General features: G+C 59.7%; 14 protein-coding genes and 1 pseudogene. 7 read left to right on the forward strand and 8 right to left on the reverse strand.

Annotated elements, in window-relative coordinates:
• Window positions 1-278: 278 nt before the first annotated feature.
• Window positions 279-470, reverse strand: coding sequence for a hypothetical protein (locus XI09_RS09960; protein ID WP_271566676.1), 192 nt, complete (start codon window positions 468-470; stop codon window positions 279-281).
• A 547-nt stretch (window positions 471-1,017) separates the two neighbouring features.
• On the opposite strand from XI09_RS09960, the gene XI09_RS09965 reads away from it, so the two are divergent.
• Complete coding sequence (locus tag XI09_RS09965) at window positions 1,018-1,788, forward strand: ABC transporter substrate-binding protein (protein WP_271566677.1); 771 nt, start codon at window positions 1,018-1,020, stop codon at window positions 1,786-1,788.
• Window positions 1,789-1,908: 120 nt separating this feature from the next.
• Here XI09_RS09965 and XI09_RS09970 read toward each other — a convergent pair whose 3' ends face one another.
• From XI09_RS09970 to XI09_RS09985, 4 genes are all read right to left on the reverse strand, one after another.
• Window positions 1,909-2,298, reverse strand: a complete 390-nt coding sequence (locus XI09_RS09970) for a hypothetical protein (protein ID WP_271566678.1) — start codon at window positions 2,296-2,298, stop codon at window positions 1,909-1,911.
• Between the two features lie 228 nt (window positions 2,299-2,526).
• Window positions 2,527-3,210 carry a protein-L-isoaspartate(D-aspartate) O-methyltransferase gene (locus XI09_RS09975; RefSeq protein WP_271566679.1) on the reverse strand — a complete coding sequence of 228 codons (684 nt, stop codon included), beginning with the start codon at window positions 3,208-3,210 and terminating at the stop codon, window positions 2,527-2,529.
• 198 nt (window positions 3,211-3,408) lie between these two features.
• A complete protein-coding gene (locus tag XI09_RS09980; RefSeq protein WP_271566680.1) occupies window positions 3,409-3,741 on the reverse strand; it encodes a GYD domain-containing protein in 333 nt (110 codons plus the stop codon).
• Window positions 3,742-4,258: 517 nt separating this feature from the next.
• The gene (locus XI09_RS09985) at window positions 4,259-4,630 is read right to left on the reverse strand and encodes an SPW repeat protein (RefSeq protein ID WP_271566681.1); all 372 of its coding nucleotides are present in this window, start codon (window positions 4,628-4,630) and stop codon (window positions 4,259-4,261) included.
• A 24-nt stretch (window positions 4,631-4,654) separates the two neighbouring features.
• Between XI09_RS09985 and XI09_RS09990 the strand changes: the two genes are divergently transcribed.
• Window positions 4,655-4,780, forward strand: a complete 126-nt coding sequence (locus XI09_RS09990) for a hypothetical protein (protein WP_271566682.1) — start codon at window positions 4,655-4,657, stop codon at window positions 4,778-4,780.
• 216 nt (window positions 4,781-4,996) lie between these two features.
• Here the strand turns inward: XI09_RS09990 and XI09_RS09995 are convergent, their stop codons facing one another.
• Window positions 4,997-5,179, reverse strand: coding sequence for a hypothetical protein (locus tag XI09_RS09995; RefSeq protein ID WP_271566683.1), 183 nt, complete (start codon window positions 5,177-5,179; stop codon window positions 4,997-4,999).
• A 2,027-nt stretch (window positions 5,180-7,206) separates the two neighbouring features.
• Here XI09_RS09995 and XI09_RS10000 point away from each other — a divergent pair.
• Window positions 7,207-7,656, forward strand: coding sequence for a YbhB/YbcL family Raf kinase inhibitor-like protein (locus XI09_RS10000; RefSeq protein WP_271566684.1), 450 nt, complete (start codon window positions 7,207-7,209; stop codon window positions 7,654-7,656).
• Window positions 7,657-7,792: 136 nt separating this feature from the next.
• Here XI09_RS10000 and XI09_RS10005 read toward each other — a convergent pair whose 3' ends face one another.
• Together XI09_RS10005 and XI09_RS10010 are read right to left on the reverse strand one after the other, a co-directional pair.
• The gene (locus XI09_RS10005; protein ID WP_271566685.1) at window positions 7,793-8,662 is read right to left on the reverse strand and encodes an SDR family oxidoreductase; all 870 of its coding nucleotides are present in this window, start codon (window positions 8,660-8,662) and stop codon (window positions 7,793-7,795) included.
• Window positions 8,663-9,316: 654 nt separating this feature from the next.
• Window positions 9,317-10,246, reverse strand: a complete 930-nt coding sequence (locus tag XI09_RS10010) for a glutamate cyclase domain-containing protein (RefSeq protein WP_271566686.1) — start codon at window positions 10,244-10,246, stop codon at window positions 9,317-9,319.
• 186 nt (window positions 10,247-10,432) lie between these two features.
• Between XI09_RS10010 and XI09_RS10015 the strand changes: the two genes are divergently transcribed.
• The 4 genes and pseudogenes from XI09_RS10015 to XI09_RS10030 form a co-directional block, all read left to right on the forward strand.
• On the forward strand, window positions 10,433-10,708 hold the full coding sequence (locus XI09_RS10015) for a hypothetical protein (RefSeq protein WP_271566687.1): 276 nt from the start codon (window positions 10,433-10,435) through the stop codon (window positions 10,706-10,708).
• A 229-nt stretch (window positions 10,709-10,937) separates the two neighbouring features.
• Entirely contained in the window at window positions 10,938-11,297 is a 360-nt protein-coding gene (locus tag XI09_RS10020) for a GYD domain-containing protein (RefSeq protein ID WP_271566688.1), read from the forward strand.
• Window positions 11,298-11,363: 66 nt separating this feature from the next.
• Window positions 11,364-11,954 carry a malonic semialdehyde reductase gene (locus XI09_RS10025; RefSeq protein WP_271566689.1) on the forward strand — a complete coding sequence of 197 codons (591 nt, stop codon included), beginning with the start codon at window positions 11,364-11,366 and terminating at the stop codon, window positions 11,952-11,954.
• 249 nt (window positions 11,955-12,203) lie between these two features.
• Window positions 12,204-12,748 (forward strand): annotated as a pseudogene (locus XI09_RS10030) (saccharopine dehydrogenase family protein); the annotation flags it as partial.

Here is a 12,748-nt window from a genome sequence, read left to right on the forward strand (position 1 = left end):
ACTGGCGACTACCGACGAGGCAAGCGAATGATGTCGTTTATTGGCTCTTTCCGGACCTGAAGCAAATGCTGGTCAATGTCAGTTGGGAATGAAGCAGTACTTGCCGAGGCGACTGAAAGGGACGATAGGCTTTTCCATGATCGAGAGGGTCCGTGCGGAGGGCTGGCGCCCTGCGCTGTGAAGGCCCTGCATCTGTCTCGGGACGAACGGAAAGGTTCAAAGCTGTCCGGCCCGCTGAAAGCGCTTCTTCTTGGACGATGCTTAGCTCGACTTAGGCGTTAACTGATAATCTCCTTGACCTTGATGCCGCGCAAGGCGTCGATGCAGTCAGCCACCAAATGCAGGAACTCCTGCCGCTTTATGCTTTTCACCTGACGACCTTCCATATTGACGAGAATGAATCTCGCCATCTCGTAGGCGACTTCAAACTGCGATTTGCCAGTAACCTCGACATCGATTCTTTCAGCCATTTCGCTCCCCGCTAGTTGAAATTGGAAAGCAGCAGCTCAAGGGGGAAACCTATGGGAAAGCGAGTGGCCAAGTCGAGTCTATCTTTCCTCGCTATTGGACTTGGCAAGAGGCCGGTGCACTTTGTCTCTGCGCCAGACCTGCAAGGTTGGTCACTCTGGCTTGGTCAAAGACCAGGTCAGCTACCGGGTGGAAGGCGGTCCAAGATTAGCTGCCCCGCCAATTCCGAGTCTGACCCAACTGCGACATTGGGGGTGCATGGCGGCAATAGTGATGATCCGGTTTTAAACCCCTATCCAAATACTGCCCTAAGCCGTTAAGTTGTTCGGTAAGCGGTAAGGGCGAGCATGCAACGGCGGAATTTTCTCGGTGTTTTGGGCGGCGCTGCGGCTTGGCCGGTGGCGGCCTGCGCACAGCAGCCGGTACCTGTGGTCGGACTGCTTACAGCAGTCAATCTGCCGGATTGGGCAATGGACGCCATTCGCGCCGGCCTTGGGGGGGCCGGCTACGTCAAAGGCCGCAATCTCACTATTGTTTCGCTCTCGGCTGATGGCCACTTCGACAGGCTGCCAGAGCTGGCGGCTGATTGTGAACAGGAAGGTGGCGGTGATTTTAGCAGCGAGTTCGCCGGTTCCGGCGCGCGCGGCAAAAGCAGCCACATCAACCATTCCGATCGTATTTGCCTACGGCGGCGATCCAGTTGTAGATGGGCTCGTCGAGAGCCTTAATCGGCCCGGAGGCAACATCACCGGCGCGACCTTCATCGGTGTAGCCCTAGTCGCGAAACGCATGGAAGTCCTTCAGCAGATCGTACCGGAAGTGAGAGACGTTGCGCTACTGGTGAACCCCAAGGGGACGCTGGCGGAGCGACAGATCGAGGAAGCCAAGGCGGCCGCACGGAACCTCGGCCAAGACTTACATGTCATCACCACCACAAACGAGGCCGAACTCGACACGGCGTTTGCTAACATGAGCCGGTCGAACCTGCGGGCTTTCGTTGTTAGCACCGACCCGTTTTTCGGGACCTTCGTCCGTGACCGCTTGGCCGCATTATCCCTGCGCTACAAGATCCCTGGGATCTATAGTGGCGGTGACGAGGTAGCGGCTGGCGGCCTGATCTCCTATGGTCCCAAAAAGGCTGACACTTGGCGAGAGGCAGCCGTCTATGTCGGCCGCATACTGAAGGGCGAAAAGCCTTCGGATTTGCCTGTGGTGCAACCGACCAAATTCGAGATGTTCATCAATCTCAAGACGGCGAGCGAACTGGGCCTTACGATCGCGCCGACGCTGCTCGGGCTTGCCGACGAGGTGATCGAATGAGCGCGCCTAGTTCCGGTTTTGGCCCTTAGCGTCGAACCTCGACCCTCATCTTGGCGTCGGCTTTTTGGGACAGACCGGACATGGTCGCGGGGCATGGCCAATCGACGCGAATGACCCGCCTCAATCACGTCGATACGCCTCGAACGAGAGGAAGGCGCCGAGCCCCAGAAGCACGATCGCTGCTGGAATGAGCGCGCCGGTGGTCTGACCAATTCCGCCAGCAATTGCGGCCAGACGGGTTGGGAAAAGCATTCGTGCAAGGCCACTGATGATGGCAAGCCAGCCAAGGATGGTCACAAGCACCGGCCATTCCTTCGTCCAGCGGTTGTGAGCGCGCACAATGGCAAGTCCTGCGACGAAAAAGAGGATGCCGGACACAAAGATGAGCGCAGGGTCGCGGGAAATCTGTTCAGCCAACTCAGGGAACGAACCAATGTTCAGCAGCATTCCAGCAGCGATTGCGACAAGGGTGGGACCGATCAGGCCGGCGATTGTTTTCGAGCTGGTCATCTAGTCGGCCTCCAGTCCGAGCATTGCCAGTCTCTTTCTGCTCTCGCAACTCGGCAAGCTCTTTCCCGCCAGGAAGCTCGTGAACTCAACCTCAGCACCACCGTGAACGATCTCAAATCCATGGCCGCGGTGGAAGTGGATGGTGCACGACATGTCGGGTCGCGAGGGTAACCGCGCTGATGCTCTCGATCATTGTGGCCATGCTCTGCTGCGGGTGCGCCACCTGGCTTATTGCAGGCTACTAGATCCAGTCCCCTCGAGTTGAGAGAACCGGACGGTCAGAATCTCCTGCATCGTCATTCTGCCGTTGGCGAGCTTCTCCGCGAGAATGAGCTGCTGTGCATTGGGCAGGCCGGCCGGTATGACCATTTTCCCACCTGCTTTCAATTGGTGGATCAGCGGAGGAGGAATGAGATCGGGAGCGGCCGTCACGATGACCTTGTCAAAGGGCGCGTGCTCTGACCAACCGTGATAGCCATTGGCAATCTTGAGTTCGACATTGCTGCAGCCCTGCTCGCGGAGCCGTTGTTTCGCCTTCTGGCCAAGCTCTTCGATGATTTCAACGGAGCATACCTTGCGGGCCAGCTGCGCGAGGATGGCGGCCTGATAGCCAAGACCGGTGCCGATTTCGAGGACACTGTCGTCGGCCTTGATGTCGAGCAAATCGGTCATCAAGGCGACGATAAATGGCTGCGAGATCGTCTTTCCGAAGCCGATTGGAAGCGGAATATTTTCATACGCATAGGGCTGAAGTTCAATCGGCACAAATGCATGCCGCGGCACCTTGCCCATGGCCGTCATGACGCGTTCATCTAAGGCGTCCTTGCCGATTATGTCGCGCAGCGCAGAGGCGCCGGCGGCGATGACCGCGAGCATGTCTTTACGCAAGGTCTCAATGTCTTCTGGTCGCATTGGCAACCCTCGCGGGCACCCAGACATGTTTGGAATACCGCAGGCCTGGCTCGCATCAGATAGCTCGCGGGCCTCTTTCCGAACCTTGAACGCCGCGTCGCTGTTAGCCGGCTATCCGCTACGGCCGTCTACCCTACCGATCGGTTGCGGCAATCACGGCCGCTGCGGGATGCCTGCGGCATCCTCGCAAACGCGCAATTACCGCCCAGGCGGAACGTACACTTCAGCCAAACCGGACGCCTTTTCGGCAATGCCCTTGAAATCGCCAAGCGTCCAGGCACGCACAGTTTCTATTTTGGCCACGGCACCGCTTGCGGCGGCGGCCATTCCCACGGCAACTGCATCCGATCCATCTGCCTGCTCAGTAATGACCACTACGTCATGCGGACCCGTCGTCATATAGGCCGCTATAAGCTTACCGCCCGCCTTCTCCACGAGCGTCCTGATGGGTTCCGTGCGATCTATCGGCTTATCGATGATGCCCTTAATCCCGGTGTTGGAGTACGAGGCGTAGGTGATGAATAAAGGCATTTTCTCCTCCGTTCGAAGGTTGTCTGAATGCGCTTTAAATTTCGATGCACCCGAAATCCGGGTCTAGATCGATGCCCGCCGACGGCATGCAGGTTGCCATTGAAATATCAAGAAGGGAACTTCGGCACGTCCAACTGGCAACTCGAAAAATCACTATATCGCTTCTGTACCGCCAGCACATCAACCGCAGCGAAATTTAAGTGCAGCTCATGTATGTCGTGCAGCGGTATGTCTGAAGTTGGGGGTAGATCGGACGTGGCTGGCCAACTGCAAGAATGTCGACATCCGACCGCTTGCACCACGCGAGCCGCTCTGCAGGCAATAGTTCGCAAAAGTAGCTTGTCAGGTGCCACCGGCGATTGAGCCGAGCGCCTGCCACATATCGGCTGCCTCCCTCGACACACCGAGGTTTCGTCAATCCGTCTATGCCCTGAAACAACGACTCCGTCCGTGTTGCCAGGACATGGTTTTGCCGGTGACGGCGAAGCTATGCCACGAGCCAAACGACCTCAGCCTCTCAGCTGCCGGTGGTCAGCCGCGGCGGGATCTGGGACATCATCCAGAGCTCGATCGCTGCCAGGATCACGACCGCCGCGCCGATGATCACATGCACCGTCATCGCGGTGGTTCCCTGGAAGCCCAATACCCAGGGCGATACCAACGCCCACAAGCCGACGATGAGGTTCAGCCACTCCTCCCACACCGCGAATGCCGCCAGCGCCGCGATCGCAAGGATCGCGATGGCGATACCGGTGATATAGGCGTTTTGAGAGATCGTCCCGGCATCGAAACCGAATATCCAGGGCGAAACGAACAAAAGCGCGCCGAGGATCAAGTTCGCGACGTCACAAAATTTTGCGTTCGTCCAATTCTCTAGCCAATTCTGCATGACACCCTCCATTGGAGGTTTTCCTTGCCAAATCAACCGTATGATCGCCGCGCCGGTTTCCGTCGCGGCCCGCGGCATAATGACAAGGGAGCGGTGGACCTGCCGCGCCTGCCGCTATCGCTGCTCGGCCGCGCCGACGTGATCGAATAGCGATGCAGTTTGTTGCAGTGCACGAGTCTCTTCCTGGCCCGTTTGAGACCTTGCGATGGGCACTGAAGACGTCCGTTCATCGGGGCTGACCGGAAGTCATCGCGGGGGGACTAAACCGACGCGAATGACCCATCTGCGACATTGGGCAGCACTCACGAAAGTGCACGATCTCACTTGATCGGCGGAATGGTTCGCCCAGGCGGCGATGTCCTGAGCCTACGCGCTTATGTTCAACTGCCGCAGCACGTCAGCGATGAGTTGCTTCACGTCCTGATGGCCACCGTTGTTGAAGGTGATGCGCGTGCCTTGTCCGTCGGGCAGTGGTGTGGCGGTCACGATCCTATCCATGTTGATGACGATGGGCTGATCGTCCGGTTGCGTGAACTGCACGAATGCCATGAAAGATGGATCCTGTCTGTTGGGCGCGCGAGCCGCGCGCGGCGCCCCGAAACCTGTGACGCGCGGGCGTCAAGGTCAAGCCTGCGTACCGAAAACGTAAAGGCGAGGCGCTTCAAATGGCTTGCGGCCTTTGTGCCCGCTCCACCCGACGCGCCGCCTCGCTTCCCGGTGAGGGCAGCACTCATCTAAGCGGTTGCGGAATGACCGCTGTTGGCCCTTTGAGAAATGCCGACGAACGCTGAAATGGTCCGCTAACTCGTGAAAGAGCGGAAGTGATCGGGGTCTGGTCGAAACGTCGTGAATGCCGAGTAGGCCCGGGGAATTTCACCCCGAGCCCCTCACAGAACCGGACTTGACACTCTCGCGTCATCCGGCTCGTGCCACCGCGCGAAGGCTGCCGCCTTCCACTGAACATCGGGCTCTTCCCGTTGCCGGTTGACCCAAGCCAAATGGCGATGGCCCGCTCCCTTCGCTCCGCCGGCATTACACCGGCTTCATCGCTACTACGAAGCAGTCCGCCCTGCCCGGCGCATCGGTACTTTCGGCCTCGCGGTTGGAGCCGCTTGCGCCTTTTCCCTTGGCATCGCCGATCAGGTTCTCACGTTCCGTACAAGAGCCTGGTTGAGCTTCGCGCCGCCTACATGCCGGATGCCGCGTGGGCCGTCTCAGGACACCTCCCAAGCTGATCCCGGAGGAAGGGTCCCCCCGGTTTTGACATCGCCTAATCCGCTTTCGACACTTCCGCAGCGGTTCGCTTGCGCTCGCCTCTCTCAACCTTGCCCGCCGGAATCTTGTCCCGGCGTTTCCGCAACGTTCACCACCATCGCTTTTGACGACAGCAGCTCGCGGCGGCTTGCGATCAACACCTGATTGCCGACCTCGAAGGGCCCTCCTTCATCTCTCGTACAGTTGCGCACCGTCGTACTCAGACGGCGCTCGTGACACACGACCCAAAGCGGGCATGGGCCTAGCCAGACATCGGCACATAATTATGCTATGTAGGCATTCAAGTTCCCCGAGCACGGGGTGATAGGTCAGGACGTACGCCTCATTTCGCGATGTGCCGGCATATTTTCTGGCAGCCCGGATTAGACCTTGAGCCGACCGCACCGAATAAGAATCTGGCGGATCAGAAAATATCCGGAACTCATCAGGCTCGAAGCCGTTATCGTGCCAGAGCAAGTATCTTTGGAAAGGAGAAATCCCCGAAAAAGAGAAAGCTCGAAAGCCCCGTCATTCATTTCGGTGGATGGCGGGGTTTTTAACGCGCCGCAAAAAGGGATGCCGATTTTGCACGGGGAATTTCCGGCTCCTCTGACGGGTCACTTGATCAGGCCATTTGGTGACGCCAGTTGCGTACATGCCCGATCGGTACGGGGTAGACCTTCAGGATCGCGTTGAACCGCTCCCACGACAGCTTTGGCCGTCGTCGGCATCGAGTACCCAGTTCATCGGCTCCGTCGTGATGGCTTCGCGCACTGTCCGCAGGGCGGCGTATGATTTGAGTGCCGAGAAGATGGGGACGTTGCCGTCCCCATCCCTCACAGACCCGGACGTGCAGATTTCCCGCATCCGGTTCGAGAGATTCGCTCGCGGCGGCGTAGCCATGGAGGATCTTGACTGAAGGCAATGGATGCCGTGCCAGGAGTTCGTTGAAGCAGGCTCATCGGACCACGCCTTGACGATCACGCCGTGACAACCACTTGCGCCAGATACGCACCACTTGATTGGCGAACCAGCGCAAGCGTCGACTGTCCGCCGACGCCGTAGTAGGCGAAGTGGTCCCGCATCATAGAGGACAGATGGCGATGCTGGCCGCGAAGGGACCAGTGGCGGTTTTTCCGACACCAGCCACTAACTGCGGCCACTGCGCGGGCAAACCGGCTTTTGGCCGTTACTTGCCGAACCGTGTCCTTACCGTTCCGAGACCGTCCCCAGTCATGGGTCAGGCCAAGGAAGTCGAAGGTGGCCCCAGGGAGAGCTCGTCAAGCCCGAGCCGCTGTTTCCTGTAGCCTGAGGAGAGAGCCATGAAACTCGTTTCAAGCGCCTTCGCCGATGGTACCGCAATTCCGCGACGGTTTACCTGTGATGGAGAAAATCTTTCGCCACCTCTGCAATGGTCCGGCGCGCCAGAGGGATCGCGGAGTTTTGTCCTACTCTGCGACGATCCCGCTGCTCCCGCTGGCATATGGCATCATTGGGCAGTTTACGATATTCCGCCAGCCGTAACGGAATTCGCAGTCAACGCCGCGCAGAACACCAGAATGAAGCAGGCGGTCAACGATTTTCGGAAAGTGGGTTATGGCGGCCCGTGTCCACCTCATGGCCATGGGCCTCATCATTATCACTTCCGGCTGCTTGCCCTCTCGATGGAGGATCTTCCGGCAAAGGCCAATGCGTCCTGCCGTGACATTGAGCGAGAAGCACGCAAGCACGCCATTGCGGAAGCGACCCTCGTCGGTTGGTACGAGAGATAGGGCCGGCGAAAGGCCGGGACCGGTGCATGAAGGGAGCACGTAATCCCGGCTGGTCCGCCAGACGTTGAGAGCGGCTGCCTCCTAGAGGTCGGGTTTGACCCCGAGCCGACGTTGATGCATTGGCAAACGCGCCGGCCTAGCGCAGGGGCATTACCGTGACGCCGGGCGGCGGCACGTCATCGTCGGGTACGAAGAAGTCCGGCGCCAGCGGGACCGAGGCATCCACGCGATAGCGGTCGAAATCGCGCACTCCGCTGGCATAGAGCAGCTTGTCATCGATACAGAACTGCCCGGTGAACTCGCGCGACGGCTTCGTGAGGATGACATAAGCCGCATCTCCCATGATCTCGGGCGTGCGGCTCGCGCGCACCATGGCATCGCCCCCCAGGAGATTGCTGACCGCGGCGGTAGCGATCGTAGTGCGCGGCCACAGCGCGTTGACCGCGACGCCCGCACTCTTCAGCTCGGCTGATAGTCCCAGCACGCACATGCTCATGCCGAACTTCGCCATGGTATAGGCGGTGGAGTGCTCAAACCATTTCGCCTTCATGTCGAGCGGCGGCGACAGCATCAGGATGTGCGGGTTTTCGGCCTTCGTCAGGTGCGGGATACAATATTTCGACACCATGAAAGTGCCGCGGGTGTTGATGCCCATCATCAGGTCGAATCGCTTCATGTCGGTTGCTTGGGAGTTGCTCAGGCTAATGGCGCTGGCGTTGTTGACGCAGATATCGATGCCACCGAATTCGGCGACGGTCTTATCAACAGCTGCGATCACCTGGGCCTCATCGCGAATATCGCAGATGACTGGCAGCGCGTTGCCGCCGGCCGCGCCCACCTCGTCGGCAGCTGTAAAAATAGTGCCCTTCAGCTTCGGATGCGGCTCCGCGGTCTTCGCGGCGATCGCGACATTGGCGCCGTCGTGTGCGGCGCGCAGCGCGATCGCAAGCCCAATGCCGCGGCTCGCGCCGGAGATAAACAGCGTCTTGCCTCTGAGGGATGACATCGGAGGACTCCTGTATGGGACACACCGAGTCGGGCTCACTCCCCGTTGCGGGAGAGGGTGGGTTGGGAGGTACCACAAGCACCAGCCTCAAGACTATCCCCCTCCCTAACCCACCCCACAAGGGGGAGATAGATAATAGTCTAGTGCACGCTTGAAGGAGAAGGGCATGAGACCAACTATTCGTTCCTACGCTCGACCGCCGAAACTCTGCGCGATGCAGATGGAGGGCATCGTCTCCAAGAACGTCGCGGCGCCAAACCGGTCGGGCCACAACGACGATGGGCACCACGGTGAGTTCCATGGCTGCGCTCCTGACAGGGTGAGCTACGCAAATCCATGCGTAGGCCGCCGGAAGGTGATTGCTAGTCGCCACAGGCGGCCCATTTCGCCGGTTGAACAGCGCCGGCGATGCGGCAATGTCACGGCCCTTGGCCTGTGCGGATGTTCCGCGCCACTTGGTGCATACAGTTGGCGTCACCCCCTGAGCTGCTCCAATAGCGCCTTTTCAGAAGCGGCGGGTTACGTGACGGTTCGTTGGGACAAAGATCCACTCTACGTGAATGCGCGACCGCAGGCGGGGAGTCGGCGATCGGAGGCTCTCGAGGGGAACGGCTTCGCCCTTGATCGCTAGAATGGCCTATCAGTTCAAGGTGATCAGCGCGCCTGCGACGCCACCACGGCGGAGATCTCCTCAAGAAGAGCCGCGTGCTGCTCCCAGGGTATGCTGTCGACACTCATCTGCGGTCGCCCGGGATTATCGACCCGGCTGTCATCGACCGCCTGCCCGGTTTCCACCGCCGCCGAAAGGATCCGGCGATCCATGTCGCGATTGAAATAACGCAGGAGAACTTCCCGTAACGCTGGCTTCGTGCAGGCCATTGCAGCAAGGAGCCCATACCCGCCCCAGTTCGACACACCGGCGACGATGAGCGAATCGACCGGAGTCGTCGCGGCGATCACCTTGCCATTGGGAATTCCGCTTTCGATGATTTCCTTGGGCAAGGATCCCATCCCAATCTCATTGCCCCCGTCCCCGATGCCGATCGTGTACCAGCGACGCTTCGCGGCGGGGTCGCTAAAGAGAAGATGGAGCGGCGCTGTTTCGCGCGACATGTCCCATCCGTGCTCCCGGTGGGGCTTTCCATCCGAAGCCGGAGAAACCCGCTCTATTGCGATCAAGTGAGTGATCGGCCGATCGCCCGTCTCTAGGTACTGCCGCAGGCGGAGAACCGAACTCTCGGTCGTCGACACGACCTCAAGATTGACGGGCATCGGCAGCGCGTCGACCACGGCCCATACCGCCTTTGCGCACGGTGTGTCGGTAATGACCGTGACCGGGATGCCTGCATTTGCGAGGCCAGCGGCTAAGTGGGCCATCCCGCCGAGCCCGTCCGTTTCTGGAGAAGGCGGCTCCGCGTGCTGGATATAGAAGCCGGTCACGATGCCGACATGCGCGTTGGGCGTGTTCATGATGGCCTCTGCGGCGCGGGCAAGATTGCCTTTTGCCCACTCGGTCATCTGGTCGATATCGCGTTTGACTTTGCGCCCGATGATCGCCTCGATCCGGGCTACCGACTCGTTCACTGGATCCACCTCGACTCGGCTTCTCGAAGGTGCCGGTTGGTTCTGGCGGGTTTTTCCGGGCTCCATGCGATGGCATCGGTCCTTCTGCTCCGTTCGCGTACCGAGCACAAGCACCCGAATTTCAGAATGTGCCTACCCCGGAGGTCATCCAAGGATAGTTCGTCAGGTTCGTGTTGGCTTCCGGCGATGGAACAGCTCTTCGACGGACTGTTTCGGGTCCTTGATCCGAGAGCGGTCCTTGCGATCGTTCTTCTGTGCTTCGAGGTTCTGCAGGAACCGGAAGCGCGGCGATCGAGTCGCGTGTCCCGATCGGCCGTGCTTGGTCATGCCGAGACCCTTTTGGCCACCATGCGTCATTTGATCACCAACGAACGCGTGCGGCTCATTTCTTGCCCCCGGGAGCCACCACCGGGGCTGAGCTTCATGCAGTTCGCCCAAAAGCACAATCAGGGGGAAAGATAGCCCTGATCGTCAAAAGGCGCGAGACTGGGACGGTCGGTTTGCGAGAACAGAGCCAAGTAACCAGTGCGAGCGTGCCTTCACGGGAGTCGCGCGAAGTGCTACACTATTTTCAATATCAACACTGGTGCCGTGAGCTTGCCGTTGTGAGGGGATAGACAAAGATATCCCAACGCGGCAATGCGTTTTGCGCGTGAGCGAGGGGGCGGCAAACTCTGAAAGGAGACCCTCCATGGCTCTTTATGCCTTGCAGACGGCTTACGCCCCTGTCGGGTGGGCAGCCCTGCTCAATGATCCTCAGAACCGCATGGAGGCTGTCAAACCCGTTGTTCAACGGCTCGGCGGCAGTGTCGTCGACGGCTGGTTGACGTTCGGCGATTACGACGTGCTGGTGATCTGTCAGCTGCCGGACAATGTGAGCGCCACGGCGCTGTCCATGGCGATCTCAGCTGGTGGGGCGGTTAAGAGCGTCAAGACCACGCCGCTCGTGACCTTCGACGAAGGGCTTGAGGCTCTCAAGAAGGCCAAGGACGCAGGATATACGCCGCCGCCTTCCGAAGTCCCGTATTTTGGCGTGTATCGCGGCGCGTGACGCCTCGACGAGTAGTGAGCCGCAACTTTAATCAAAAGGACAACTTTAAGAGCGAGGAGGCATCTTATGGTGACGCTGCTCGATGATTCCGCGCTTGATACGATCTTTCGTGAGGCGCGCACCCAAAACAAGTGGTTCGATAAGCCGGTTTCGCGTGAGCAACTCGCTGCCCTGTACGATCTGATGCGCTGGGGTCCGACCAGTGCGAACTGCTTCCCCGTACGCATCGTGTTCGTGACGACGCCGGCGGCGAAGGAGCGACTAAAGCCCCTCGTCCTCGAGGGTAACCGGCAAAAGGTGACAGACGCGCCGGTGACAGCGATCATCGGTTACGACACCAGGTTCTACGACTGGCTGCCGCGCCTGTTTCCGCACGCTGATGCCAGATCCTGGTTTATCGACAAGCCCGGTTTTGCCGAAACAACAGCTTTCCGCAACAGCAGCCTGCAGGGCGCCTACTTTATCATGGCGGCGCGGGCCATCGGGCTCGACTGCGGACCGATGTCTGGGTTCGACAATGAGGCTGTCGATCGGGAATTCTTCCCCGGTGGCCTAGTCAAATCGAACTTTATCTGCGCCATCGGCTATGGCGATCCGGCGGGCTTGTTTGAACGTCTGCCGCGTCCATATATCAACGAGGTGTGCTCGTTCGTGTAACTGATGTGCGCGTGCAGCGTGATCGCGGTCGTCATGCTGGCTCGTTTGAGTGTCAATCGGCGTTGGATTTGGACCCTGTGTCGGCGCCCAAAAGGGCCCCCAGCCGGTGGAGAACCGGTCTGAGTAAGGGGTAGCGCTCGCCTGGTAGCGAATGTTGCGTGGCCCCTGGCGACAGTGGCCGCGAAGCGTACAGAGCGATTGCACACGGATCTGAAGATAGCTCTCCGGGTCTCGAGGAGGACCAACGTCGTGAAGCGGGACTTCGACCTCATCGTCTATGGCGCGACGGGTTACACCGGCCGTCTCATCGCCGAATATCTGGCGACATCCTATCGCGGCGACGATGCTCCGTCCTGGGCGATCGCGGGACGCGCGACCGACAAGCTCCAGAAGTGCGCGCCGACATCGGCGCACCGGACGATTTGCCGTTGGTGAAGGCGGATGCCGCCGAGCCGGCCAGCCTACGTTCGATGTGCGATCGTGCGGCCGTGATTATCACGACGGTCGGGCCTTATCAGCTCTACGGTCCCGAGCTTGTGGCGGCGTGCGCGGCCACGGGCACCGGCTATGTCGATCTGTGCGGCGAACCGGCTTGGATGCGGCGCATGATCGACGCCCATCACGAAGAGGCGAAACGGACCGGCGCGCGCATCGTCTTCTCCTGCGGCTTCGATTCCATCCCGTTCGATCTCGGTGTGCTCACCTTGCAGGAGAAGGCGCGCGAGAAATTCGGACGCCCGGCGCGGCGGGTCAAAGCCCGCCTGCGCAAGGTGAAAGGCGGCTTGTCAGGCGGT

Origin of the sequence: Bradyrhizobium sp. CCBAU 11386 (genome assembly GCF_028128955.1) — a bacterium.
Taxonomy (GTDB): Bacteria; Pseudomonadota; Alphaproteobacteria; order Rhizobiales; family Xanthobacteraceae; genus Bradyrhizobium.